This window comes from Bradyrhizobium sp. Mp19, assembly GCF_029952935.1.
Lineage (GTDB): Bacteria > Pseudomonadota > Alphaproteobacteria > Rhizobiales > Xanthobacteraceae > Bradyrhizobium > Bradyrhizobium elkanii.
Map to the genome: position 1 here is coordinate 1 of NZ_JASAUT010000086.1, position 24,519 is coordinate 24,519.

Sequence of the window (24,519 nt, forward strand, 5' to 3'; positions counted from 1 at the left end):
GCTGACGGTCCTCAATGCCATGATGCGAGACCGAAAGCCCTACCTGCAGACCAAACCAACATAACAGTTGCCGGCCTGCGCCGGGACGACGATGGATAGACCAGCGCGCGCCTACGCCGCGCGGATATTCGCCATGAAGCGGTCGAGCTCTTCGCGCAGCCGCGAGCTCTCGACCGACAGCGAGCGGGCTGAGTTCAGCACCTCCTCGGAGGCCGCTCCGGTCTCGGTGGCGCCGCGATTGACCTGGGTGACGCTGGAGGCCGCTTCCTGCGTGCCCTGCGCGACGTTCTGCACGCTGCGCGCGATCTCCTGCGTCGCCGCGCTCTGCTGCTCGACCGAGCTTGCGATGTTGGTCGCGATCCCGGAGATCTGCCCGATGGTGCCGCCGATCTCCTTGATGGCGGCGACCGATTCCTGCGTCGCCGCCTGCATGCCCGAGATATGGGTGGAGATCTCGTCGGTCGCCCTGGCGGTCTGGCTCGCCAGCGACTTCACCTCGGCCGCAACCACCGCGAAGCCGCGCCCGGCGTCGCCGGCGCGCGCGGCCTCGATGGTGGCGTTCAGCGCCAGCAGATTGGTCTGCTCGGCGATCGCGGTGATCAGCTTGACGACGTCGCCGATCTCCTGCGCGGCGCGCGAGAGCTTGCCGATCCGGGCGTCGGTCTGCTCGGCCTGACGCACGGCGGAATCGGCGATCTGGCTCGACTCCTTGGCGCGACGGCCGATCTCGTCGACGGACGCCGACAGTTCCTCGGTCGCGGAGGCGACCGACTGCATGTTGCTGGAGGCCTCCTCGGAGGCGCCGGCGACCTGGCTCGACAGGTTCTGCGTGGTCTCCGCAGTCCGCGTCAGTGTACCGGCCGCCGATTCGAGCTGCACGGCGGAGGCCGACACGTTGGAGACGATCGAGCCGACGGCGGATTCGAATTCGTCGGCGAAACGAATCAGCTCGTTGCGCCGCATGGTCGCACTCGCCTTGTTCTGCGCTTCCTGGGTCGCGGCATCGCGCTCGGCCTTGGCGATCGCCTGAACCTTGAACTCCTCCACGGCGCCGGCCATCTCGCCGAGTTCGTCGCGGCGGCCGAGGCCCGGCAGCACGACGTCGAAATTGCCCGCCGCGAGCTCGCGCATTGCCGCACACATCGCCGCGATCGGTCGCGAAATACCCTTGCCCAGCAGGAACGCCCAGACCAGCCCGAGCACGAAGCTGCCGGCGGCCAGCATCAGGATCAGCTGCTCGGTCTCGCCGATCATGGCGTGCGATTCGTTTTCAAGCCGCTTCTGGTCGGCGAGCAGATCGGACTTCATCGCCGCCGCGCCCTGGCTGATGGCGGCCGCGGACTCCGTCATCTCGACGGTCAGTTCGTCGATCGACTTCGCATTCGCGATCAGTTTGGCGAGCGCCTCGCGGTACTCTTCGAGCAGCGCGGTGATGTCCTTCACGCCCTGGGTGATGCGCTCGTTATTCGAGGTGATCGCCTTCACCAGATTGTCGGCGAATTTCAGCCGGGCGAGCGCGCTGGAGGCGACCGTCTTGTCGCCGTTGACGACGAAGGTGTTGACGGCCCCGGTGATCGACTGGAGCTGGTCGGCCACCTTCTTGGCGCCGAACTGAATCGACTGCAGCTCGGAATCATCGGCATTGCTCGGGAGGTCGTCGAGCTTGTAGCGCATCGAGGTCGCGCTGCGGGTCAGCTTGTTCTGCGCGGTCTGTGCGCTGTCGTCCTTGATGCGGACGATCTCGGCAAAAATCTTGGTGAAGGCGCGGAATTCGCGCTCCAGCTTGGTGATCTGCTCGAGCCGGGCCGGATTGGTGGTGCCCTTCATCGACGCCATGATAGCGTCCTTCAGGCTGCCCTCGGCGGCGAGCGCGGCCTTGGCGTCGTCCTCCTTGCCGGTCGCGACGAAGTAGCGCGCCAGCGAACGGTAGGAGATCAATTCGCGATCGATGTTGCGGGCCAGATCGGCTTCCGCGACGCTCTGGCGATAGGAGCCGACGCCGGCGGAGACCCGCTCGAAGCCCATATAGGCAAAGCCCATGGTGGCTGCCGACAGCGCCAGCGTGACGGCAAAGCCGAGCATGATCTTGGCGCGAAATCTGAGGGTTGGGATCCTGATCGACAACGATCGCTTCAGCCCCGGCATTCCAACCCCCGTCTTCATTCTGAAAACCACGAGGGGTCCGGCAGCAACCCGCCCCAGACCCCGGAGCGCAAAACTAAGGCAGAATCGATAAGGCCCGGTAAATGGGCAGCGGCCGCCCGGCCCGGCGCGATACTACCTTGGTCGGGCTAGGAGGGTGGGTAAGATGATTGACGCGCAGGTCCGGCCCGATAGTTTAGAACCGATCAAACTTGGCCCTGCCCGGGCCAGGAGAACACATCGGGAGGTGTCCCATGTCATCGCGTCGACCGGCGCCATCGGCGCTCGCGGCGAGCGTAGCTGCCGGCGCGGTCGCCCGGCCAATGGCATTTCCCCTCACGACCTGAAAGACATGGGCGGGCCGGAACGCGAGCCATCGCGGCATGGTCCGGATGCCCTCACGACCCGCGCGGGCTCAACCGGCCGCGCCAAGAAAAGCAAAAAATTCTGGTCAGGGAGAGCGCCTTTGGCGAAGGAGAACGGTAGCGCCGCCGACAGTATTGTCGTGGTGCAGGCAAAGACCGACGGGCCGCGGGAAGCGGCCGACGAGATCGCGCGCCAATTGGCGGCGGCTGACCTCGCGATGCTCGTGGTGTTCGTGTCGCCGGTCTATGAGCCGCAGACATTCATTGCCGAACTGTCCAGCCGGATGCCCGACGTTCCGATCTTCGGCTGCACCACGGCCGGCGAATTGTCGCCCAGCGGTTGGGACGAGGACAGCGTCGTCGCGATGGGCTTCAACGCGGCCGATTTCATCATCGCGGCCCGGCCGCTGTTCGACCTTTCGACATTTCGGGTCGACCACGGCCGCTCGATGTGCACCGAACTGCAGAACGAATTCGCGCAACGCACCGAGCATTGCGATCATACCCATGATTCCAAGTCGGATCGTAGCCATGTCGTTCTGTGAGCCAAGGAGTTGCCAGACATATTTGTCTTCCTAAGACCGCTTGGCCTCCGACTTGGTGGTCGGCGGCTCCGCCGGCGACGGCCTGCGCTTCAAGAAGTCCTGGGTCTTCCACGGCGGCGAGGCCTTTACCGATGCCGCCGTCCTGATCCTGATCCGGACCCGGCTGCCGTTTCGCCTGTTCAAGTGCGACCACTTCGAACCGACCTCGACCAAGATGGTGGTGACCGAGGCCGACATCGAGCACCGCATCGTCAAGGAATTGAATGCCGAGCCGGCCGCGCTGGAATATTCCCGCGCCGTCGGCCTTAGCGACAGCAAGCTCGAATTGTTCTCGTTCGCCGCGCACCCCGTGCTGGTTCGCGTCGGCGGCGCCTATTACGCGCGGTCGATCCAGCGCACCAACCCGGACGGATCGCTGCAATTCTTCTGCGCCATCGACGAGGGCATGGTGCTGACGGTGGCGCGCGAGCGCGACCCGATCGACGTGACGAGCCGCCTGCTCAAGGAGCTGACCGAAGATCTCGGCGAGGTCTCGATGTTCATCGGCTTCGAATGCGTGCTGCGTCGGCTCGACGTCGAGCAGCGCCAGTTGTCGCGGGAGATGTCGGAGCTCTATCGCCGCAACAAAGTGATTGGCTTTCAAACCTATGGCGAGCAGTATCGCTCCATGCACGTCAACCAGACGCTGACCGGCATCGCCATCGGCAAGCGGGCACTCGCGCCGCAATGACGGATACCAAGACCACGCGAATTGCGGCGCTCGAACGCGAGGCCGAGAAGCTGCGCAAGATCAACGCGGCGCTGATGTCGCGCGTCGAACGCTCGACCGACCAGCAGCTCAACGCCTTCTCGCTGTTCGAGACCGCGATCGCGCTGGATCAGCAGGTGCGCGACCGCACCCAGCAGCTCAAGCAGGCGCTGCAATCGCTGGAGAAAACCAATGGTCGCCTGCTGCAGGCCAAGCAGCAGGCCGAGGCGGCGAGCTCGCTGAAATCATCTGTGCTGGTCTCGGTCACGCACGATCTGTTGCAACCGCTGAATGCGGCGCGGCTGACGCTGTCCGCGCTGACCGAGATGGCAACCGAGTCCAAGAGCGTCGCGCTGACCGACCAGATCGATCGTTCGCTGGCGACGCTCGAGGACATGCTGCGGACGCTGCTCGACATCTCCAAGCTCGATGCGGGCGTGCTCAGGCCCGAATTCGGACCGGTCGCGATCGCCTCGCTGTTCGAGCCGCTGGAGCAGGAATTTGTCGCGACCGCCGCCAAGCGCAATCTCGGCTTCCGGATCATGCCGTCGTCCGCGGTGGTTCGCTCCGATGCGCTGATGCTGCGGCGGATCCTGCAGAACCTTGTCGCCAATGCGCTGCGCTACACCCAGCGCGGCAGCGTACTGATGGGATGCCGGGCCAGGGGCGATGACATCTGCATCGAGGTGCACGACACCGGGCCGGGCATTCCGGAAGCGCAGCGCGAAGCCATCTTCGTCGAGTTTCAGCGCGGCGAGACCAGCGCCGGCGACAAGGCCGGCATCGGGCTTGGTCTTTCGATCGTGCGCCGGTTTGCCGATCTGCTCGGCCATGACATCAGGCTGAGCTCGCGCGCCGGCAAGGGCTCGGTGTTCTCGGTCACCGTGCCCCGCACCCAGGATCCGGTTGCGATCCCGGTGCGCGAGCAGGCCAGCGTCGACTATCGCTATGGCGGCATGGAGGGCGCCAAGATCCTGCTGATCGAGAACGACCTCTCGAGCGCCGAGGGGCTCGCCCATTTGCTGGAGAAATGGGGCTGCGACGTCGCGGTGACGATCTCCAAGACCGAGGCGCTCGAGCGCATCCACGCGCTCGACGGCATTCCCGATGCCATCATCGCCGATCTGCATCTCGACAATGGCGAGACCGGCATTCAGGCCGTCGATGTGATCCGCGGCGCCATCAACGCCAAGGTTCCGGCGATCATCGTGACCGCCGACTACTCGGCCAAGGCCGCCTCCGACGTATCGGCCTTCGGCCATGAGCTGTTGAAGAAGCCGATCAAGCCCGCCGAGATGCGCTCGCTGCTGTCGTTCCTGCTGGCGGCGGAGCAGTCGGGCGCGCGGTTATGATCAAAGCGTTTTCGAGCGAAGTGGATACCGGTTCGCGTGAAGAAAACGCGTCAGACAAGAACTTAGAGCCCCGTTCCGATTCCATCGGAACGGAAAAGGCGCTAGTCGCCATGCGACGACGGCGCGGCCGTCACCGGCGCGTGGTCGTGCTTGCCGAAGTCGAGCTTCGACAGCGCGATGATGGCCTCGGTGCGGCTGCGCACGCCGAGCTTGCGCAGGATCTCCGAGACATGCACCTTCACGGTGGTGACCGAGATATCGAGCTCATAGGCGATGTGCTTGTTCTGCAGGCCGCGGCAGATCATGTCGAGCACGCGAAGCTGCTGGGCGGTGAACTGGCCGAGCTGCTGCACCAGCTCGCGCGTCTCGGCCTGGGCCTTCCGCGCGGTGGCGGTATCGCGGAAGCGCGTCGGCAGGCACACCGCGCCTTCGAGGATGCCGCGCAACAGCCGCGCCAGCTCGAGCTTCGGCGTCGACTTCGGGATGTAGCCGGAAATGCCGAGCGAGATCGCGCCGCCGACAATCCGGGGATCGTCATGCGCCGACACGATCACGAGCGCGCTGCGCGGCGCGGCGGCGCGCACCCGGTAGGCACCGAGCAGGCCCGTGGTCCCGGGCATCGACAGATCGAGCAGGATCAAATCGAGGCCGTCGCGCGCGGCGATCACATCCAGCGCACCGTCGATCGAGGTCGCCTGCAGTACCTCGGCATCGGGAAATTCGGCCCCGATCACGCCGATCAGGGCGGCACGGAACAGCGGGTGATCCTCGACGATCAGCAATCGAGGCGCACCCGCCTTGCCGGGCGGCGGCTCGTCCGCCAGGGGCGCGGTCGTGGTCAATGCTGCGCCGTCCTCCCTCGGATGCTCATGACAGCCATTGTGCGCGCGACGTTATCTCAAAGTCGGTTGGCAGCCTATAGGCAGGATATCCAATGCGCCCGCCTCGCAGTGCAGCACGGCTAGGGCGCCTTCTCCGCCTTTGCGCCCGAACAGGCCTCCGGGACCGGAAGCGGAATCTTGCCAAGCTCGATGATCGCCTTGTTGCGGCTGAACAGCTTCAGCTTGCGCAGGATCTCGGTCACATGCGCCTTCACGGTGGATTCCGCGAGCTTGAGCTCGGCGGCGATCTCGCGGTTCTGCAGGCCGCGGATGATCAGATGGAGCACGCGAATCTGCTGCGGCGTCAGCTTCTGAATGCGTTCGCGCAGCGTCCGCGCCGTCTCGGACTGTTCCAGCGCGCCGACCGCGACGAAATCCCGCGGCGCCGAGACCGACCCGCTCAGCACGCGCGCGATCGCCTGCGAGAGCTCGCCGAGCGAGGTCGACTTCGGCAGATAGCCGACCGCGCCCATCTCGAGCGCCTCGCGGATGGTGTGCTTGTCCTCTTCGCTCGAGACGATCGCGATCGGCAGCCGCGGATACCGATCCCTGATCTTCTGGAAGCCGGAGAAGCCGACCACGTCGGGCAGCAGCAAGTCGAGCAGCGCCAGGTCGATATTCGGCTCGCTGGCAAGGATGCCAAGCGCCCCCTTGATCGAGGTGGCCTCATAGATCCGGGCATCGGGATGCGAGATGCGGATGGCGTTGCCAAGCGCCTCCCCGAATAGGGGGTGATCGTCGATGATCAGGAACCCCATCATGAGGACCCTCGCACGGCTCAAGCCTCCGTTCCGATTGGATCGGAACGAGGCTCTCGATTCATATTCTGACGCGTTTTCTTCACGCGAACCGGTATCCACTTCGCTTGAAAACGCTCCTCTTGCGAATCGCAGCTTCTAGTTTGATCCGCCGGTATCCTGCACGCTCTGCAGATAGACATATACGTTTCTGAGCTCGTCGTCGTTGAAGACGTCCTTCCAGGCCGGCATGCCCTTGGCCGGCCGCCCGTCATGGACCGTCTTCCAGAATGTCGATTCCATGTCGTCAGCATAGCGCTTCTTGAGCAGCCTGAGATCGATCTTTCGCTCGGCCTGCACCGCGTCCGGGCCGTGGCAATGCGCGCAGGTTCCGTTGAAGACCTCCCGCCCGGCGGTGGCATCCCCCTTGGCGTCCCCTTTGGCATCGCCTGCGGTCGCGGCGGTCTGAACCGGTTTCTCGGCCGCGGCCGCCTGCCCGACCGTGACGGGCTCGCTGGCGCCGACGGACGACGTCGCCGCCCGGTCGGCCTCGCCGAACTTCACCGGTGCGCCGTTCGGCACGCCATATTTGGCAAACAGGGCGGAAATCTCCGGCTGCAGTGACGGCAGCACGCCGTCGACTTCATCGCGCAGCGCACCGGACGCCTTGGCGAAACCGATCGCGGTCGCCCAGAGCAGGCCCTCGCCTTCGGTCGGCACGATCTGATATTTGTCGCCGTAGCTGGTCTTGTTGAGCCAACCGGCCACCGGCGCCCAGATGAAGGCGATGTCGGCCTTGCCCTGCTCGAGGGCCGCCATGCCCTCCTCCGGGCTGAGCACGGTCACCTTCCGGATGTCGTCGCGCAGCGCGAGCAGGTTCTGCGGCGTCGATTGATACTGCACCGCAACCCGCAATCCCCTGAGGTCGTCGATGCCGGCAAGCTTGCGATCCTTGCTGCCGACCAGTGCATAGCCTTCATGGGCGATCGGCTTCGAGAAGATCACCGCCGGGCCCATGAAATCGTCGATCAACGGCAGGCCGACCATGGCGTCGCACTGCTTGCTGAGCAGCGTCTCCCGCACGGTGCGCTTGCCGAAATAGGACTTGTACCAATTGGTGCTCACCGTCCGGCCGAGCTTCTGCGCCACCGCCTGGCCGATCTCGAGATAGAGGCCGGGCTTGCCCGGGTCGTCGCTCGAGAACGGAAGATTGGTGGGGTCGGCGCAGAGCCGCAGCGGCGGCTTTGCCTCGCCGGCGCCGGCCGCCAGGGCCGGCGCCATCAGCAGGGCGGAGAGCAGCACGGTCCGGATTGCATGTTCCAACCGCGTGTTGCGCGAGGGGGTGCGCAGTTCGTTTCGGGCGATGCAAGACACGGACAATGCTGCCTCCTTGACGATCGTTACTGCAGGGCGAACACGAACAGCGAGCCGCCTTCGGGCGCCGCGGCGACCATCTTCTTGCCGATGTCACCGAGGAAGGCGGGCAGCGCCGCGGTGCGTCCGACCACGATCGCGACATACTGCTTGCCGTCGACCGAATAGGTCACCGGACCTGCGCCGATGCCACTGCCGAGGTTCTTGCTCCACAGCACCTTGCCGTTCTTGGCATCGATGGCGCGGAAGTCGCCGTGCAGATTGCCCGAGAACACCAGATTGCCGCCGGTCGTCAGCGTGCCGCCGTTGAAGGGCAGGTCTTCCTTGATGCTCCACACCTTCTTGTTGGCGATCGGATCCCAGGCCACGAGTTCGCCGAGGAAGCCGCCGGGGCCCGGCTTGGTCGGGAATTCGGCGCCGAGATAGAACACGCCACGCTTGTAGTTCACGTCAGAGACCGACCAGTCCATGCAGACATTGTTGCTCGGGATGTAGACGAGGCCGGTCTGCGGGTTGAACGACATCGGCTGCCAGTTCTTGCCGCCGATCAGGTTCGGGCAGATGTCCTTGGCGGGATGGCCCGGGCCCGGACGCTTGTCCGGATCCTCCTCCGCCCGCATCGTGTTGATGTCCCACTTCTTGGCCCAGTTGGCGAAGACGTATTTCTCCGCGGAGATCATCTTGCCGGTCTCGCGGTTGGCCACGAAGAAGAAGCCGTTGCGGTCCGCCTTCATCAGTACGGGCGTCTCGGTGCCCTTGATCTTGAGGTCGGCGAGCAGCAGCTCGTTGACGCCGTCATAGTCCCAGGCGTCGGCCGGCGTGCCCTGGATGTGCCACTTGATCTTGCCGGTATTGGGATCGATCGCCAGCGTCGAGGCCGTGTAGAGGTTGGTCAGCTTGCCGAAATTGCCGTCGCCGGTGGAGCGCACCGCAGTGTTCCACGGCCCCGGATTGCTGGTACCCCAGTAAACCGTGTCAGACTTGGCGTCGTAGGAGCCGACCAGCCAGGCAGCGCCGCCGCCATGCAGCCCGGTGTCGCCCTTCCAGGTGTCGCTGCCGGGCTCGCCCGGCGCCGGCACCGTGTGGGTCTGCCAGAGCAGCTTGCCGTCCTTGAGCGAAAAGGCCTGCAATGCGCCGCGGACGCCATATTCGCCGCCGCCGAAGCCGGTGATGACCTTGTCGCGGACGATGAGCGGCGGCGAGGTGATGACCGAGCCCTGCTTGTAGTCGACGACCGTCGAGGTCCAGAGCTCCTTGCCGGTCTCGGCGTCGAGCGCGGTCAGCTTGCCGTCGAGCCGCCCGACGAAGATCTTGCCGTCGGCATAGGACACGCCACGATTGTTGACGTCGCAGCAGGCGTATTGGAGCACGTCATCCGGAATGTCGGGCTGCCAGGTCCATTTGCGCGCGCCGGTCGCGGCATCGATCGCATAGACGTATTTCGGACCCCACGACGTCGACACATACAGCGTCTTGCCGATCACCACCGGCGACGACTCGTTGGAGCGGAGCGAAGCCAGCGACAGCGAGTAGACCAGCTGCAGCTTGCCGGCGTTCTCGGAGTTGATCTGCTTCAACGGGCTGAAGCGCGTATTGCCGTAGTCGTGGCCGGCGATTGCCCATCCATTCGGATCGGACGCCGCCTTCACGACGGAATCATTCGCTTTCGAGGCACCAATGCCTGCCAGCACCATGGCGACCAGCGACACGCCGGCAAAGAAAATCCCGCTCCTCAGCTTCATTGGCTTCCTCCAATATGGTTTTGTTGCCGCGATGGATGCATCGCGCGCCCGGATCGCTACCGAATTTCATGAACCAGCGATCTTCTGCCGCTGCGTCGGCGATGAAAATGACAGCAACGCCTTTGCGTCGTTATAGGCGGAAGGTAGTAGCGATCGCGGCGACGATTTTTGCGCGCCGCAGGCTCCAGCGGATTGCCGAAAACCGCTTGCGCCGCCGGGCAATTTCGTCGCGCCGGAGTGCGCCGCCGGCAGCTTGCAAATTGCCCATTGAACGGCTGCCTGCTAGGATCAGAGCCACTGCCCGGCGCCTTCATGACAGGGCCGCGACTACGACTTTGATCGCGGTTACGACCCACATGAAGCGTGGTCTACTGGGCCCATAACGAAGCTATTGGGAGAGACGCGTGTCTACAGTCAAACTGACGGTAAACGGCAAGGCGGTCTCGGTCGACGTTGAGGACCGAACCCTCCTCGTGCACCTCTTGCGCGAAAACCTGAACCTCACCGGCACCCATGTCGGCTGCGATACCAGCCAATGCGGCGCCTGCGTCGTCCATGTCGATGGACGGGCGGTCAAATCCTGCACCATGCTGGCCGGCCAGGCCGCGGGCTGCAACGTCACCACGATCGAAGGCCTCGCCAAGGGCGACGAGCTGCACCCGATGCAGGCGGCGTTCCGCGACAATCACGGCCTGCAGTGCGGCTATTGCACCCCCGGCATGATCATGTCCGCGGTCGACATCGTGCACCGCCATGGCGGCAAGCTCGACGAGGAAACGGTTCGCCACGAGCTCGAAGGCAACATCTGCCGCTGCACCGGGTACCACAACATCGTCAAGGCGGTGCTCGACGCTGCCGGCCGCATGAAGGTTGCGCAGGCCGCCGAATAGCGCGCCACGCAGCGCGCATGATCAAGCTCACCACCGCCGGTCTCGATGGAAACGGCGGCAAATCGAATCTCCGGTCGGGAGGACTAGACAATGGGTGTTGAAGGAATTGGCGCACGTGTCGTGCGCAAGGAAGATCGCCGGTTTATCACCGGACAAGGACGTTACGTCGACGACGTCAAAATGGTCGGCATGAGCTACGCTCACTTCATTCGCAGCCCGCATGCACATGCCAAGGTCAAGGGCATCGATTCAGCCGAGGCCATGAAGATGCCCGGCGTGATCGCGGTGCTGACCGGACAGCAGATCGTCGACGACAAGGTCGGCAATTTGATCTGCGGCTGGGCCATCACCTCGAAGGACGGCTCACCGATGAAAATGGGCGCGTGGCCGGCGATGGCGCCGGAGACCGTGCGCTTTGTCGGACAGGCGGTCGCGGTCGTGATCGCCGAGACCAAGAACCAGGCCAGGGACGCCGCCGAAGCGGTCGTCGTCGATTACGAAGAGCTTCCCGCAGCGGCCGACATCAAGGCCGCGATCAAGCCGGGCGCGCCGCAGCTTCATCCCGAAGCCCCCGGCAACATCGTGTATGACTGGCATCTCGGCGACGAAGCCGCGGTCAAGGATGCGTTCAGCAAGGCCGCCAATGTGGTGACGCTCGACCTCACCAATAACCGCCTGGTGCCGAATGCGATGGAGCCGCGTGCGGCGATCGCGCATTACGACCAGGCCGAAGAGCACTATACGCTCTACACGACATCGCAGAACCCGCACGTCGCCCGCCTCGTGCTGTCGGCGTTCTACAACATCGCGCCCGAGCACAAGCTGCGCGTGATCGCGCCCGACGTCGGCGGCGGCTTCGGCTCCAAGATCTACATCTATCCCGAAGAGATGGTGGCGCTTTGGGCCTCGAAGAAGGTGGGTCGCCCGGTGAAGTGGACCGGCGACCGTTCCGAAGCCTTCCTCACCGACGCGCACGGCCGCGACCATGTCTCGAAGGCGGAGTTGGCGTTCGACAAGGACAACAAGATCCTTGGCCTGCGGGTGAAGACCCACGCCAATTTCGGCGCCTATATGTCGCTGTTCTCCTCGGCGGTGCCGACCTATCTCTACGCGACGCTGCTGTCGGGCCAGTACGTGATTCCGGCGATCTATGCCGAGGTGATCGGCGTCTACACCAACACCACGCCGGTCGACGCCTACCGCGGCGCCGGCCGTCCCGAGGCGAGCTATCTGATCGAGCGCATGATGGAGACGGCGGCGCGGCAGTTGAAGGTCGATCCGACCGAGCTGCGCAAGAAGAACTTCATCACCCAGTTCCCGTATCAGACGCCTGTGATCATGGCGTATGACATCGGCGACTTCCACGCCTCGATCGATGCCGCGATGAAGGCGATCGACTATGCCGGCTTCCCGGCCCGCAAGGCCAAGGCCAAAGCCGACGGCAAGCTGCGCGGCATCGGCATCTCCTGCTACATCGAGGCCTGCGGCATCGCGCCGTCGAAGGCGGTCGGCAGTCTCGGCGCCGGCGTCGGCCTGTGGGAGTCGGCTGAGATCCGCGTCAACCCGGTCGGCACCATCGAGGTGCTCACCGGTTCGCACAGCCACGGCCAGGGCCACGAAACGACGTTCTGCCAGATCATCGCAGAGCGGCTCGGCGTGCCGATCAGCCAGGTCTCGATCGTCCATGGCGACACCGACAAGGTGCAGTTCGGCATGGGCACCTACGGCTCGCGCTCGCTCGCAGTCGGCGGTACGGCGATCGTGAAGGCGATGGAGAAGGTGGAAGCCAAAGCCAAGAAGATCGCGGCGCATGCGCTCGAGGCGTCCGAGAGCGACATCGTGATCGAGAACGGCGAGTTCAAGGTCACCGGCACCGACAAGTCGATCGCGCTGCCGATGGTCGCGCTCGCCGCCTATACCGCGCACAACCTGCCTGATGGCATGGAGCCCGGGCTGAAGGAGACGGCGTTCTACGACCCGACCAACTTCACCTTCCCGGCCGGCGCCTATATCTGCGAGCTCGAGGTCGATCCGGGCACCGGCAAGACTTCCTTCGTCAACTTCGTGGCGGCGGACGATTTCGGCCGGCTGATCAACCCGATGATTGTCGAGGGCCAGGTCCATGGCGGCCTTGCGCAGGGCATCGGCCAGGCGCTGCTCGAGGGCGCGGTCTATGACGACACCGGTCAGCTCGTGACCGCGTCCTTCATGGACTACACCATGCCGCGTGCCGACGACCTGCCGTCGTTCCAGCTTTCCCACACCACGACGCTGTGTCCGGGCAACCCGCTCGGCGTCAAGGGCTGCGGCGAAGCCGGCGCGATCGGCGCCTCTGCTGCGGTGATCAACGCGATCACCGACGCCATCGGCAACAACAAGCTGGAAATGCCGGCGACGCCCGATCGCGTCTGGCACGCCATTCACGGTTGAGGGAGGAAGAGCCATGTATGAGACAAATTATCACCGCGCTTCCTCGGTCGCTGACGCCGCCGCAACCTTCGCCAAAGGCGCGGAATCAAAATTCCTCGCCGGCGGACAAACCCTGCTCCCGGTGATGAAGCAGCGTCTTGCTTCGCCTTCGGACGTGATCGACCTCTCCAAGGTGCAGGAGATGATCGGCATCGAGGTTTCGGGCGACACTGTCACCATCAAGGCCGCGACGCCGCATTACGATGTGGCGCAAAGCGACGCCGTGCAGAAGGCGATCCCGGCGCTTGCCAATCTGGCGTCGGAGATCGGCGATCCCGCCGTGCGCTATCGCGGCACGATCGGCGGCTCGCTCGCCAACAACGACCCGGCGGCGGATTATCCGGCAGCGGTGCTGGCGCTCGGCGCGACGGTCAAGACCAACAAGCGGTCGATCGCGGCGGAGGACTTCTTCAAGGGCCTGTTCACGACGGCGCTCGAGGATGGCGAGATCATCACCGCGGTATCGTTCCCGGTGCCGGCCAAGGCGGGCTACGCGAAATTCCCGAACCCGGCCTCGCGCTTCGCACTGACCGGCGTGTTCGTCGCCAAGACCAAGTCGGGCGACGTCCGCGTTGCCGCAACCGGCGCGTCGCAGAGCGGCGTCATGCGGGTCGCGCCGATCGAGCAGGCGCTGAAGGCGAACTGGGCGGCCTCGGCGCTCGACAGCGTGACGATCCCGGCGAGCGGCCTGCTCGCCGACATCCACGGCTCGGCAGACTATCGCGCGAACCTGATCAAGGTGATGGGGCAACGCGCGGTGACCGCTGCCGGCTGATAGCGCCTAAACACAAGTCCGGAGCGGCGCGCAGCGATGCGCGCCGTTCGCGTTTTACCGCCGCTCCAAGGCAAAAGACGCTTGCCACATCCCGCATTAGGCGAGACAATTTAGCTAATCAGCTAATTAAAAATACCGTCCCACGGACGGCTGGGAGAACGCATGAAGTTCGGCACCAAGCCAGCCGTGACATCCCAGCCGCCTAGCCCCCGCAACCAACGGAATAACAACGTGCTCGATAAACCCGCCTCCCAGACCGCCGCTCGCACCTCGGGCCCGCTCGCCGGCTTCCGCATCGTCGAATTCGCCGGCATCGGCCCCGGCCCGTTCGCCTGCATGCTGCTCGCCGACATGGGCGCCGAGGTCATCACGCTCGATCGGATCGGCGCGGGCAAGAATCTGAAGGCGGTCGCAACCCGCGGCCGCAAGGTCATCGAGCTCGACCTCAAGAACAAGGCGGCGATTGCCGAAGTGCTCGACCTACTCGGCCATGCCGACGCGCTGATCGAGGGCTTTCGTCCCGGCGTGATGGAGCGCCTCGGCCTCGGCCCCGACGTCGTGCTCGCGCGCAATCCAAGACTGGTCTATGGCCGCATGACCGGCTGGGGCCAGGAAGGCCCGCTGGCCAATGCCGCCGGCCATGACATCAACTACATCTCGATCACGGGTGCGCTGGCTGCGATCGGCACCAAGGAGAAGCCAGTGCCGCCGCTCAACCTGGTCGGCGATTTCGGCGGCGGCGCGCTCTACCTCGTGGTCGGCGTGCTCGCCGCGCTGCTGGAAGCGCAGAAGTCCGGCAAGGGCCAGGTGGTCGATACCGCGATGTGCGACGGCGCGGCCTCGCTGATGTCGATGTTCTACGACATGGCCGCGCAGGGCCGCTGGAGCAGCGGCCGCGACCAGAATTTCCTGGATGGCGGCGCGCATTTCTACGGCGTCTACGAATGCTCCTGCGGCAACTTCATCTCGATCGGCTCGATCGAGCCGCAGTTCTACGCGCTGCTGCGCAAGCACGCCGACCTGACCGACGCCGATTTCGACGCGCAGATGGACCGCAAGGCCTGGCCGGCGCTGAAGGAGAAGCTGACCCGGGTGTTCAAGCGCAAATCGCGCGCGGACTGGTGCACGATCATGGAAGGCACCGACATCTGCTTCGCGCCGATCCTGACCATGGAGGAAGCCCCCAAGCATCCGCACATGGCGGCCCGCCAGGTGTTCGTCGAACGCCACGGCGTCACCCAGCCCGCCCCCGCGCCGCGCTTCTCGCGTACGCCGTCGGCAATCCGCGAGCCGGAGTTGGCGAGCATTGGCGATGTGACGGCTGAGTGGAAAGCGGGGAAGTAATTCACCGTCGTCCCGGCGAAGGCCGGGACCAATTACCCCAAATGCCGGCTATTGTGCGACGTTGGGGCCGCGATCCCTCCTACAACTAGACTCGGTGGTTATGGGTCCCGGCCTTCGCCGGGACGACGACTGAGAGTTTTGAGCGAACGCGCTCCCCTCCAAGGGCCTACGCCGCGTGATCGACCTTGAGCACGCCGCGGCGGATCTGGTCTTCCTCGATCGATTCGAACAGCGCCTTGAAGTTGCCTTCGCCGAAGCCGTCGTCGCCCTTGCGCTGGATGAACTCGAAGAAGATCGGCCCGATCGCGTTCGCCGAGAAGATCTGCAGCAGCACCTTGGTCTGGCCGCCGTCGACCACGCCCTCGCCGTCGATCAGGATGCCGTTGGTCCGAAGCCGGTCGACGTCCTCGCCGTGCTTGGGCAGGCGGGCGTCGATCCGCTCGAAATAAGTGTCGGGCGGCGACGGCATGAACGGCAGGCCGTCGGCGCGCAACCTCTCGACCGTCGTGTGGATGTCGCGCGCGCCGCAGGCGATGTGCTGGATGCCCTCGCCGCGATAGACGTTGAGATATTCCTCGATCTGACCGGAATCGCCGGCGTCCTCATTGATCGGGATCCGGATCTTGCCGTCCGGGCTGGTTAGCGCGCGGGAGAACAGGCCGGACGCGCGGCCTTCGATATCGAAAAAGCGGATCTGGCGGAAGTTGAACAGCTTTGCATAGAAGCCGGTCCAGACATCCATCCGGCCGCGATGGACGTTGTGGGTGAGGTGATCGACGTAATACAGGCCCGAGCCTGCGGGGCGCGGGTTGGCCGCGCCAAGCCATTCGAACTCGCCATCATAGGCCGAACCCTTGGCGCCGTAGCGGTCGACGAAATAGAGCAGGCTGCCGCCGATGCCCTTGATCGCGGGCACATCGAGCGCCTTGGCTTTGGACGCGACATCCGCCGGCTCGGCGCCGAGCGCGATCGCGCGCTCATAGGCATGCTTCGCGTCGACGACGCGGAACGCCATCGACGGCGCGCAGGGGCCGTGCGCGGCGACGAAGTTGAAGCCGTGGCTACCCGGCTCCTCATTGACGAGATAGTTGATGTCGCCCTGGCGATAGACCGTGATTGCCTTGGTCCGGTGGCGGGCAACTGCGACAAAGCCCATCAGCTTGAAAAGCGCGTGCAGCTCGGCCGGATTCGGGTGGGCGTATTCGACGAACTCGAAGCCGTCGGTGCCCATCGGGTTCTCGGTGCTGATCTCGGCCGGCGGTGCATCGTGCGGAAACGGACCCATGGCGATAACTCCCTGATTTGCCTGGAAATCAATTTCCGTCACTTGCTCCGCAATGTGCGTGCAAAATAGGCCCCATGTTGTTATTCTTGCGCACGATCCGTGCATAAAATGGACATTATGCGCATGCCAGAAGTCGATGCCTTCGACCTGAAAATGCTCGCCGCGCTGCAGGACGACGGCCGGCTGACCAACCAGCAGCTGGCCGACCTGGTCGGGCTGTCGGCATCGCAATGCTCGCGGCGACGGATGCGGCTGGAGGAGGAGAAGGTCATCGCCGGCTACCACGCCGAGCTCGCCGGCGAAGCGCTCGGCTTCGGCCTGATCGCCTTCATCCACATCACGCTGGCGACCCACTCGCCCGACAACGCCAAGCGGTTTCGCGAGCTGGTCAACCGCGTCGACGATATCCAGGAAGCCTACGCACTGACCGGGGATGCCGACTACGTGCTCAAGGTGATGCTGCGCGACCTCAAGAGCCTGTCCGACATCGTCAACAACGTGCTGATGCCACACCAGAGCGTGGCCCACGTGCGCTCGTCGATCGTGCTCGACCGCCTGAAGGAGAGCACCAGGCTGCCGCTGAAAGCGCTACAGGCGTGATGGCTCGAATCGAGGGAAATCCGCCATTCGCTTTTGCGGCACCACTTGCGATCATTCCAGCAACGGCAAGAGAGACGAACCATGGCGCTGCAGCTGCGACCGAACTGCGAATATTGCGACAAGGACCTGCCACCCAGCGCAACCGACGCGCGGATCTGCTCCTATGAATGCACGTTCTGTGCGGATTGCGCCGAGACCAAGCTCGGCAATGTCTGCCCGAACTGCGGCGGCGGCTTCGCGCCGCGGCCGATCCGCCCGGCCAAGCCGTGGCGGGCGGGTGTCTGCACCGTGAACCAGCCGCCGTCCGACAAGCGGGTGCATCTGAAATACAGCCTCGAGGACGTCGCGGCGAATACCGCGCGGCTGAAGGATGTCAGGCCCGAGGAGCGGTGAGACTCACTCGTCATTGCGAGCGAAGCGAAGCAATCCATTCTCTCCATGACGCGGATGGATGGATTGCTTCGTCGCTTCAGCGCAAAATTGCTTTGCAATTTTGTCGCGAGCTCCTCGCAATGACGGCCCCGCTGTCGGGCTCCTTCCCCCTGAAAGGGGGAAGGTGGGATGGGGGTCAGCCGCGGGCGCCGGCGTTCGCGGAGAGAGCGGATCCCCACCCGGTTTGCTGCGCAACCGACCTCCCCTTTTTCAAGGGGAGGTGAAGCAGCGGAATACGCGGAGAGCTACTCCGCCGCGATGATGGTGCCTTCGACCTCGCCGAAGCCGACGCGATAGCCGTCGCCCTGGCACCAGCCGCGCATCACCAGTGAATCGCCATTTTCAAGGAACGAGCGCGTGACGCCGCTGGCGAGCTCGACCGGCTCGGTGCCGTTCCAGCTGATCTCCAGGAGACTGCCGCGCTGATGCTTTTCGGGGCCGGAGATCGTGCCGCTGCCCAGGAGATCGCCGACATTCATCGCACAACCGCTGGAGGCGTGGTGCACCAGCTGCTGTACCGACGACCAGTACATGTATTTGAAGTTGGTGCTGCAGATCGTCTTCGCCTCGTTCATCGCGCCGCCGCGCAGCGCGACGTCGAGCTGCATGTCGTAGTTGTTCGGCTGGGTCTGCTTCAGGTACGCGAGCGGCTCCGGCTGCTGCGCCGGGCCTTGCATGCGGAACGACTCCAGCGCCTCGCGCGTCACCACCCACGGGCTGATCGAGGTCGCGAACGCCTTGGCCTGGAACGGGCCGAGCGGCACGTACTCCCACTGCTGGATGTCGCGCGCGCTCCAGTCGTTGAGGATGACGAAGCCGAAGATCATCTCCTCGGCCTGCTTCTCCGTGAGCATTTCGCCCATCGGCGAGGCCTGGCCGACCACCACGCCCATCTCGAGCTCGAAGTCGAGCCGCTTGCAGGCGCCGAAGCTCGGCACCTCAGCAGTCGGCGGCTTCAGCTGGCCGCGCGGACGCCGCACCTTGGTGCCTGACACGACGACAGTCGAGGCGCGGCCGTTATAGCCGATCGGCATATGCAGCCAGTTCGGCTGCAGCGCATTGTCCTTGCCGCGGAACATAACGCCGACATTGGTGGCGTGCTCCTTCGACGAATAGAAATCGGTGTAGCCCGAGACCGCAAACGGCATGTACAGCCTGACGTCAGTCATCGGCACCAGCGCCCGCGCCCGCAATTCCCTGTTGTCGCGCAGCTCCGGATGATCCGAGCGCAACAGCTCGCTGATCCGTGCCCGCGTCGCCGACCACACTTTCGGCCCGAGCGCCATGAAGGCGTTGAGCGACGGCTGCGAGAACACGCCGAGCGGCCCGACATCGAGCCGCGAGTCCTGCTCGAGCTCCCAGAGGTCGAGCACATAATCGCCGATTGCAACGCCGACGCGCGGCGCAAGGCCATCCTTCGACGAGAACACGCCGTAAGGCAGGTTCTGGATCGGGAAGTCGGAGGTCGGGGCGACGTCGATGAAGGAGCGGAGCTTTGGGTCGTTGGGGTGGGTCATCGTTTTCTCGATGCAATATTGTGGTGCCACTTTAGCCACCCTCCCCTGGAGGGGGAGGGTCGGCTCGCATGGAGCGAAGCGAAATGCGAGACGGGGTGGGGTGATCCCTCCACTCGGGTACCGCCTCAAAGGAGAGACTGTCACCCCACCCCGCCGCTCATTTCATTCGCGTCGACCCTCCCCCTTCAGGGGAGGGTAAGATCACGGCTTGTTCGGGTCGAACTTCTTCTCCAACCCTTTCCAGCAATCCGAGTAATCGTCCTGCAGCGTCGACGACTTCGCCGCATGCTCGGTCACCCGCTGCGGAAAGCGGGTCTCGAACATGAAGGCCATCGTGCCGGTCAGCTTCACCGGCTTAAGCTCGCTGTTGCTGGCGTGCTCGAAGGCTTCACGGTCGGGGCCGTGCGGCAGCATGCAATTGTGCAAGCTGATGCCGCCGGGCACAAAGCCCTGCGGCTTGGCGTCGTAGACGCCGTAGATCAGCCCCATGAACTCGGACATGATGTTCATGTGGTACCACGGCGGACGGAAGGTGTTGTCGGCCACCATCCAGCGCTCCGGGAAGATCACGAAGTCGATATTCGCGGTGCCCGCGGTCTCCGACGGCGAGGTCAGCACCGTGAAGATCGAAGGATCGGGATGATCGAAGGCGATCGCGCCGACCGGCGAGAAGGTGCGCAGATCGTATTTGTAGGGCGCGTAATTGCCGTGCCAGGCGACCACGTCGATCGGCGAATGCGGCAGCGTGGTCTTGAACAGCGAGCCGCCCCACTTGACGTAGAGCTCGGTCGGCGTGTCCTTGTCCTCGTAGCTAGCCACCGGCGTCAGGAAGTCGCGCGAATTGGCGAGGCAATTGGCGCCGATCGGGCCGCGCTCGGGCAGCGTGAACGCGCCGCCGTAATTCTCACAGAGATAGCCGCGCGCCGGGCCGCCGGGAATTTCGACGCGGAATTTGACGCCGCGCGGGATCACCACGATCTCGCCCGGCTCGGCGTCGATGCGGCCGAACTCGGTGACGAGGCGCAGATTGCCCTGCTGCAGCACGAACATCATCTCGCCATCGGCATTGTAGAAATGCTGATCGATCATCGATTTGGTGATGAGATAGATGTGTGCGGCCATGCCGGCCTGGGTGTTGGCATCACCCGCCGTGGTCATGGTCTGCACGCCCTGCAGGAAGGTCATGTCCTCCTTCGGGATCGGCGCGGGGTCCCAGCGCAGCTGTGCGATCGGCATGTCGTATTCGTGGCACGGCGCGGTGCGCCACAGCCCTGCATCGGCCTTGGCGAAGCGGCCGGAATGCCGCACCGACGGGCGGATGCGATACAGCCAGGAGCGCTCATTGGTGCCGCGCGGCGCCGTGAACGGCGAGCCGGACAATTGCTCGGCATAGAGCCCGTAGGCGCAGCGCTGCGGCGAGTTGCGCCCCATCGGCAGCGCGCCGGGCAAGGCCTCGGTCTCGAAGCTGTTGCCGAAGCCGGACATGTAGCCCGGGGTGACTTGCCCTGAGCTGCGGACGATCTGGTCAGGCGAGGTATTGATGTTCATCACTATCCTCCTTGCAGGGCGGCCCACATTTCCTGGTCGCGCTTGTCGGTCCAGATCACGGGATCGTCGATCCCGGACGCCTCGTCATAGGCGCGCGAAACGTTGAACGGCAGGCAGTGCTCGTAGATCGCAAACTTCGAGAACTTCGGATCCATCACCTCGCGCGTTGCCGCCATCGATTCCTTCAGGCTGCGACCCTTGGCGACGGACGATTCGGCGGCGCCGTAGAGCGTGGTGACGAAATCGCGGGTCATCGCGATCGCATCGCGCCCGGTGGCGAGGCCCTTCAGCGCGTCGCCGCGGCCTGGCGCGATCGCCTTCGGATTGAAGGCGCGGATCTCGTTCAAGGTCGTCGGCCATTCGCGCAGATGCGCATCGCCGCAATAGCAGGCCGAGTGATATTCGATCAGATCGCCGGAGAACATCACCTCGGCATCCGGCACCCAGGCGACGATGTCGCCCGAGGTATGGCCGGCGCCGAGCTGCATCAGCCGCACCTCGCGCTTGCCGAGATAGATCGACATCTCGCCTTCGAAGGTCAGCGTCGGCCAGGTCAGGCCGGGAATGCTCGCGGCATCCTGGAACAACCGCGGGAAGCGGCCATATTCAGAATCCCAATCCTGCTGGCCGCGCTCCTCGATCAGGCGATAGGTTTCCTGCGAGGCCACGATGCCCTGCGCGTGATAGGCGGAGGCGCCGAGCACCCGCACCGCGTGATAATGCGACAGCACGACATATTTGATCGGCTTGTCGGTGACGGTCTTGACCCGCTCGATCACCTTGTTCGCCATCGCCGGCGTCGCCTGCGCGTCGAACACCAGGCAGCCGTCGTCGCCGACGATCACGGCGGTGTTGGGATCGCCCTCGGCGGTGAAGGCGTAGAGATCGGTGCCGATCTCCGAGAAGGTGACCTTCTTCTCCGCGAGATCCGTGGTCGATGCGAAACCTTTGGCCATCAGTTCAATCCTGTCCGTTTGCTCAGTGCTATTGTTGTTGCTGTTGCTGCTGTTGCTGCTGGCTGGCGTCCGGCATCCGCCGCTTCGCCAGCGCGATCGCCTCGCGCAGCACGTCGAGATCGCCGATATGGTTGGCGAGCACCAGGACCAGCGCGGCATCGAGATCGGCGCTCTGCGCCTCGGTGAGGCCGCGATGCGCCTCGACGATGGCGCGGAAGGCGTCATCGGGCTTTGCGAAGTTCGAACCGGTCGACAGCGCCATGACTGCTCCTCAGTTCAGGCCGGCGGCGCGCGCCAGCGCCGCATCAAGCGCCGGCCGCGCCGCGTTGCGGAAGCGGGCCGCGACATAGCCGTCCGGCCGCAGCAGATAGGCGGTGCCGGGCTCGGCGTCGTAGCGCTTGCCGGCAAGGCCCTGCGCGTCGACCAGCCCATCCTCGCCGCCGATCCGGATGCTGCCGACGCCGTCGGGGACATCGACCGCAGCGCCATTGCCAAACTCCAGCAGCGTGAAGCGCGTTCCCTGTCTGATGAAAACATCGGTCAGGTAGGTGGAACCGCCGCCCTGCTCCGTCACCGGCGCATCCGGCATCGAGGCGCCCGGCCGCGGGCCGCCGCGCCAATCGTCGCGATCGCCGCTCGACAGCGGCGTGTCGTAGACCGACGGCACTGAGAGCCGCCCGCCATTGACCATGCGCTTGCCGAACTCGGTATCCTTGGCGAGCGACAGCACGGCTTGGCGCAGCCGCGCTTCCTGTTTCGTCACCGGCGCCATGAAGTCGGTCGAGCGAGTGGACTCGCGGATGTTCTCGTCCGCCGCCGCGCTGCGCTCGATGTGATAGCTTTCCAGCAAGCCCTCCGGCGACAGCCGGCGCAGCACGCGGTCGAGCTTCCACGCCAGATTCTCGGCGTCCTCGAGCCCGGAATTGGCGCCGCGCGCGCCGAACGGCGAGACTTGGTGGGCGGAATCACCGGCAAAGATCACCCGGCCGTGGATGAACTTGGCCATCCGGCGGCACTGGAACTTGTAGAGCGAGATCCATTCGAACTCGAACTTGTCATGGCCGAGCATGCGCTCGATCCGCGGCCGGACATTCTCGGGCTGCTTCTCGGCCACCGGATCGGCATCCGGATTGAGTTGCAGATCGATCCGCCAGATATCGTCTGGCTGCTTGTGCAGCAGCGCCGAGCGCCCGGCATGGAACGGCGGATCGAACCAGAACCAGCGCTCGGTCGGGAACGCCGCCGTCATCTTGACGTCGGCGATCAGGAACTGGTCCTCGAACACCTGGCCCGCGAACTCGGCACCGACCATCTGCCGCAGCGACGAGCGGGCGCCATCGCATGCGACGACAAAGGAGGCGTGCACTTGATAGGAGCCTTCAGGTGTAGAAATCGTCAGCGCAACGCCGTCGTTGCGGCTCTCCAGCGCGATCACCTTGTTGCGCCAGCGCAGGTCGATTTCAGGCAGTTGCCCGACCCGGTCGACCAGATAGGCTTCGGCGTAGAACTGCTGCAGGTTGATGAAGGCGGGCCGCTTGTGGCCTTCCTCGGGAAGCAAATTGAACTGGTAGAGCTGCGAGGCGCCGTGGAAGATCTTGCCGACGCTCCACACCACGCCCTTCGCGACCATGCGGTCGCCGACGCCGAGGCGATCCCAGAACTCCAGCGAGCGCTTCGAGAAGCAGATCGCGCGCGAGCCTTCGCCGATCCGGTCGGCATCGTCGAGCAGCACCACGCGCTGGCCGCGCTGCGCGAGATCGATCGCGAGCGACAATCCCACCGGCCCGGCGCCGACCACGACGACGGGATGCTCCGCGACGTTGGCGCCCGAGCGCTCCTGGTCGGGATGACGGCGATAGCCGAACTGGGTTTTGGCCTGTGCCGTGTTGGCGTGTGCCATTGCGTGACCCTGGATGTTTCCCTTGCGCCGCCGGCCTTTAATCTGTGGCTTGGGCTGCGGTCTTGTGTGACTGCTTGCGACCAGGACCTTGCGAGCCGGCCGCGACCTTGCTAAATTAGTCTCACTTGCAACTATCTTAAACCCCCAGTCGGGGCTGCCGTCAACTCAAATTGGAGGGATTTTTGGCACGGACCTCTGCAAGCCAGCCTCCGGCCCGCCCGCGCAGTGCCGTGGAAGCGGAGGTGCGCGACACGATCGCGCCGACGAAGAAGCGCCTCGATCTCTTCCATTTCATGCCGTTCCGCCTGAACCGGCTGGCGGCCGAGGTGTCCTCGGCGCTGTCGAGCGAGTATCAGGCGCGCTACGGCCTCGACATTCCGGAGTGGCGCGTGCTCGCAACGCTCGGCTTCCGCAGCGATCCCTGCAGCGCGCAGTATATCGCGCACTGCACACGCACCCATAAATCCACCATCAGCCGCGCGGTGTCGGCGCTGATGGAGCGCGAGATCGTCGAGCGCGTCGAGAACGCCGACGACCGCCGCGAATTCCGCCTGCGACTGACCAAAACGGGCCAGGCGCTCTACGAGGAACTGATCCCGCGCCTGCTGCGCAAGGAACAGGACATCCTGTCCTGCCTCTCCGCACAGGAACGCCGCGACCTCGGCCGCCTGCTCGGTAAGGTCGAGAGCAGCCTCGAGCTGGTGCAAACCAGTGAAGAGGCCGACGCCAAGGATTCGTATTAAACCCCACACTCCGCTGTCGTCCTGGCGAAAGCCAGGACGACGCTGGAGGTGACATCGCGCGCCGGTTCAACATGAGCCTACGCCCTGTCGAAACCCGTCATCCTGAGAGCCTGACTGAAAAATGGGGTGAGTGATCTCAGTGGGGTGTGATTCCATCGGATTTGCAAAGATTCG

Annotated in this window: 21 protein-coding genes and 1 pseudogene; 10 read left to right on the plus strand and 12 right to left on the minus strand. The window is 64.7% G+C overall.

Annotation, left to right across the window (positions count from 1 at the left end; genetic code table 11):
• Nucleotides 1–111: 111 nt before the first annotated feature.
• Nucleotides 112–2,145 carry a methyl-accepting chemotaxis protein gene (locus QJT82_RS41980; RefSeq protein WP_028344109.1) on the minus strand — a complete coding sequence of 678 codons (2,034 nt, stop codon included), beginning with the start codon at nucleotides 2,143–2,145 and terminating at the stop codon, nucleotides 112–114.
• Between the two features lie 463 nt (nucleotides 2,146–2,608).
• Between QJT82_RS41980 and QJT82_RS41985 the strand changes: the two are divergent.
• Nucleotides 2,609–3,782 (plus strand): annotated as a pseudogene (locus QJT82_RS41985) (FIST N-terminal domain-containing protein).
• Nucleotides 3,779–5,152, plus strand: coding sequence for an ATP-binding protein (locus QJT82_RS41990; protein WP_028344107.1), 1,374 nt, complete (start codon nucleotides 3,779–3,781; stop codon nucleotides 5,150–5,152). The pseudogene QJT82_RS41985 and the gene QJT82_RS41990 overlap by 4 nt, the downstream one beginning before the upstream one ends.
• 101 nt (nucleotides 5,153–5,253) lie before the next feature.
• Here QJT82_RS41990 and QJT82_RS41995 read toward each other — a convergent pair whose 3' ends face one another.
• From QJT82_RS41995 to QJT82_RS42010, 4 genes are all read right to left on the minus strand, one after another.
• A complete protein-coding gene (locus QJT82_RS41995) occupies nucleotides 5,254–5,994 on the minus strand; it encodes a response regulator transcription factor (RefSeq protein ID WP_028344106.1) in 741 nt (246 codons plus the stop codon).
• Nucleotides 5,995–6,113: 119 nt separating this feature from the next.
• A complete protein-coding gene (locus QJT82_RS42000) occupies nucleotides 6,114–6,794 on the minus strand; it encodes a response regulator transcription factor (protein WP_016843264.1) in 681 nt (226 codons plus the stop codon).
• Between the two features lie 135 nt (nucleotides 6,795–6,929).
• On the minus strand, nucleotides 6,930–8,144 hold the full coding sequence (locus QJT82_RS42005) for a transporter substrate-binding domain-containing protein (protein ID WP_338132204.1): 1,215 nt from the start codon (nucleotides 8,142–8,144) through the stop codon (nucleotides 6,930–6,932).
• A 26-nt stretch (nucleotides 8,145–8,170) separates the two neighbouring features.
• Nucleotides 8,171–9,838: a PQQ-dependent dehydrogenase, methanol/ethanol family gene (locus QJT82_RS42010; RefSeq protein ID WP_196238242.1), complete on the minus strand. Its 1,668-nt coding sequence runs from the start codon at nucleotides 9,836–9,838 to the stop codon at nucleotides 8,171–8,173.
• On the opposite strand from QJT82_RS42010, the gene QJT82_RS42015 reads away from it, so the two are divergent.
• A complete protein-coding gene (locus QJT82_RS42015) occupies nucleotides 9,822–10,022 on the plus strand; it encodes a hypothetical protein (protein ID WP_245288893.1) in 201 nt (66 codons plus the stop codon). The two genes, QJT82_RS42010 and QJT82_RS42015, sit on opposite strands and share 17 nt — an antisense overlap.
• On the opposite strand, the gene QJT82_RS42020 is transcribed toward QJT82_RS42015, so the two are convergent.
• A complete protein-coding gene (locus QJT82_RS42020; RefSeq protein WP_155258759.1) occupies nucleotides 10,017–10,154 on the minus strand; it encodes a hypothetical protein in 138 nt (45 codons plus the stop codon). The genes QJT82_RS42015 and QJT82_RS42020 overlap by 6 nt on opposite strands.
• A gap of 136 nt (nucleotides 10,155–10,290) precedes the next feature.
• Between QJT82_RS42020 and QJT82_RS42025 the strand changes: the two genes are divergently transcribed.
• The 4 genes from QJT82_RS42025 to QJT82_RS42040 all read left to right on the plus strand — a co-directional run bounded on the left by QJT82_RS42025 (nucleotide 10,291) and on the right by QJT82_RS42040 (nucleotide 15,364).
• Nucleotides 10,291–10,776, plus strand: coding sequence for a (2Fe-2S)-binding protein (locus QJT82_RS42025; protein ID WP_028335209.1), 486 nt, complete (start codon nucleotides 10,291–10,293; stop codon nucleotides 10,774–10,776).
• A gap of 90 nt (nucleotides 10,777–10,866) precedes the next feature.
• Nucleotides 10,867–13,206: a xanthine dehydrogenase family protein molybdopterin-binding subunit gene (locus tag QJT82_RS42030; protein WP_028344103.1), complete on the plus strand. Its 2,340-nt coding sequence runs from the start codon at nucleotides 10,867–10,869 to the stop codon at nucleotides 13,204–13,206.
• Nucleotides 13,207–13,219: 13 nt separating this feature from the next.
• The gene (locus QJT82_RS42035; RefSeq protein ID WP_028344102.1) at nucleotides 13,220–14,020 is read left to right on the plus strand and encodes a xanthine dehydrogenase family protein subunit M; all 801 of its coding nucleotides are present in this window, start codon (nucleotides 13,220–13,222) and stop codon (nucleotides 14,018–14,020) included.
• Between the two features lie 231 nt (nucleotides 14,021–14,251).
• Nucleotides 14,252–15,364: a CaiB/BaiF CoA-transferase family protein gene (locus QJT82_RS42040; RefSeq protein WP_028344101.1), complete on the plus strand. Its 1,113-nt coding sequence runs from the start codon at nucleotides 14,252–14,254 to the stop codon at nucleotides 15,362–15,364.
• Between the two features lie 166 nt (nucleotides 15,365–15,530).
• Here QJT82_RS42040 and hppD read toward each other — a convergent pair whose 3' ends face one another.
• Entirely contained in the window at nucleotides 15,531–16,649 is a 1,119-nt protein-coding gene (gene hppD / locus QJT82_RS42045) for a 4-hydroxyphenylpyruvate dioxygenase (protein WP_028344100.1), read from the minus strand.
• Nucleotides 16,650–16,772: 123 nt separating this feature from the next.
• Here hppD and QJT82_RS42050 point away from each other — a divergent pair, with 123 nt between their 5' ends.
• A complete protein-coding gene (locus tag QJT82_RS42050; protein WP_028344099.1) occupies nucleotides 16,773–17,249 on the plus strand; it encodes an Lrp/AsnC family transcriptional regulator in 477 nt (158 codons plus the stop codon).
• Between the two features lie 81 nt (nucleotides 17,250–17,330).
• Nucleotides 17,331–17,642 carry a DUF1272 domain-containing protein gene (locus QJT82_RS42055; protein WP_028344098.1) on the plus strand — a complete coding sequence of 104 codons (312 nt, stop codon included), beginning with the start codon at nucleotides 17,331–17,333 and terminating at the stop codon, nucleotides 17,640–17,642.
• Nucleotides 17,643–17,926: 284 nt separating this feature from the next.
• On the opposite strand, the gene fahA is transcribed toward QJT82_RS42055, so the two are convergent.
• The 5 genes from fahA to QJT82_RS42080 form a co-directional block, all read right to left on the minus strand.
• Nucleotides 17,927–19,198, minus strand: a complete 1,272-nt coding sequence (gene fahA / locus QJT82_RS42060) for a fumarylacetoacetase (RefSeq protein ID WP_028344097.1) — start codon at nucleotides 19,196–19,198, stop codon at nucleotides 17,927–17,929.
• A gap of 201 nt (nucleotides 19,199–19,399) precedes the next feature.
• The gene (gene hmgA / locus QJT82_RS42065; protein WP_028344096.1) at nucleotides 19,400–20,746 is read right to left on the minus strand and encodes a homogentisate 1,2-dioxygenase; all 1,347 of its coding nucleotides are present in this window, start codon (nucleotides 20,744–20,746) and stop codon (nucleotides 19,400–19,402) included.
• A gap of 2 nt (nucleotides 20,747–20,748) precedes the next feature.
• Nucleotides 20,749–21,702, minus strand: coding sequence for an MBL fold metallo-hydrolase (locus QJT82_RS42070; RefSeq protein WP_028344095.1), 954 nt, complete (start codon nucleotides 21,700–21,702; stop codon nucleotides 20,749–20,751).
• Nucleotides 21,703–21,730: 28 nt separating this feature from the next.
• The gene (locus tag QJT82_RS42075) at nucleotides 21,731–21,964 is read right to left on the minus strand and encodes a DUF2783 domain-containing protein (protein ID WP_028344094.1); all 234 of its coding nucleotides are present in this window, start codon (nucleotides 21,962–21,964) and stop codon (nucleotides 21,731–21,733) included.
• Nucleotides 21,965–21,973: 9 nt separating this feature from the next.
• Complete coding sequence (locus QJT82_RS42080) at nucleotides 21,974–23,602, minus strand: FAD-dependent oxidoreductase (RefSeq protein ID WP_028344093.1); 1,629 nt, start codon at nucleotides 23,600–23,602, stop codon at nucleotides 21,974–21,976.
• A 293-nt stretch (nucleotides 23,603–23,895) separates the two neighbouring features.
• Here QJT82_RS42080 and QJT82_RS42085 point away from each other — a divergent pair, with 293 nt between their 5' ends.
• On the plus strand, nucleotides 23,896–24,345 hold the full coding sequence (locus QJT82_RS42085) for a MarR family transcriptional regulator (protein WP_245288895.1): 450 nt from the start codon (nucleotides 23,896–23,898) through the stop codon (nucleotides 24,343–24,345).
• Nucleotides 24,346–24,519 lie beyond the last annotated feature (174 nt).

Bases quoted from the DNA above. Each gene is read 5' to 3' on its own strand.
- QJT82_RS42070 (WP_028344095.1), bottom strand. From the start codon at position 21,702: ATGGCCAAAGGTTTCGCATCGACCACGGATCTCGCGGAGAAGAAGGTC.
- QJT82_RS42010 (WP_196238242.1), bottom strand. From the start codon at position 9,838: ATGGTGCTGGCAGGCATTGGTGCCTCGAAAGCGAATGATTCCGTCGTG.
- QJT82_RS42085 (WP_245288895.1), top strand. From the start codon at position 23,896: ATGCCGTTCCGCCTGAACCGGCTGGCGGCCGAGGTGTCCTCGGCGCTG.
- QJT82_RS42080 (WP_028344093.1), bottom strand. From the start codon at position 23,602: ATGGCACACGCCAACACGGCACAGGCCAAAACCCAGTTCGGCTATCGC.
- QJT82_RS41980 (WP_028344109.1), bottom strand. From the start codon at position 2,145: ATGCCGGGGCTGAAGCGATCGTTGTCGATCAGGATCCCAACCCTCAGA.
- fahA (WP_028344097.1), bottom strand. From the start codon at position 19,198: ATGACCCACCCCAACGACCCAAAGCTCCGCTCCTTCATCGACGTCGCC.
- hppD (WP_028344100.1), bottom strand. From the start codon at position 16,649: ATGGGTCCGTTTCCGCACGATGCACCGCCGGCCGAGATCAGCACCGAG.
- QJT82_RS42030 (WP_028344103.1), top strand. From the start codon at position 10,867: ATGGGTGTTGAAGGAATTGGCGCACGTGTCGTGCGCAAGGAAGATCGC.
- QJT82_RS42000 (WP_016843264.1), bottom strand. From the start codon at position 6,794: ATGATGGGGTTCCTGATCATCGACGATCACCCCCTATTCGGGGAGGCG.
- QJT82_RS42020 (WP_155258759.1), bottom strand. From the start codon at position 10,154: ATGGGCAATTTGCAAGCTGCCGGCGGCGCACTCCGGCGCGACGAAATT.
- QJT82_RS41990 (WP_028344107.1), top strand. From the start codon at position 3,779: ATGACGGATACCAAGACCACGCGAATTGCGGCGCTCGAACGCGAGGCC.
- QJT82_RS42015 (WP_245288893.1), top strand. From the start codon at position 9,822: ATGCCTGCCAGCACCATGGCGACCAGCGACACGCCGGCAAAGAAAATC.
- QJT82_RS42050 (WP_028344099.1), top strand. From the start codon at position 16,773: ATGCCAGAAGTCGATGCCTTCGACCTGAAAATGCTCGCCGCGCTGCAG.
- hmgA (WP_028344096.1), bottom strand. From the start codon at position 20,746: ATGAACATCAATACCTCGCCTGACCAGATCGTCCGCAGCTCAGGGCAA.
- QJT82_RS42035 (WP_028344102.1), top strand. From the start codon at position 13,220: ATGTATGAGACAAATTATCACCGCGCTTCCTCGGTCGCTGACGCCGCC.
- QJT82_RS42055 (WP_028344098.1), top strand. From the start codon at position 17,331: ATGGCGCTGCAGCTGCGACCGAACTGCGAATATTGCGACAAGGACCTG.
- QJT82_RS42075 (WP_028344094.1), bottom strand. From the start codon at position 21,964: ATGGCGCTGTCGACCGGTTCGAACTTCGCAAAGCCCGATGACGCCTTC.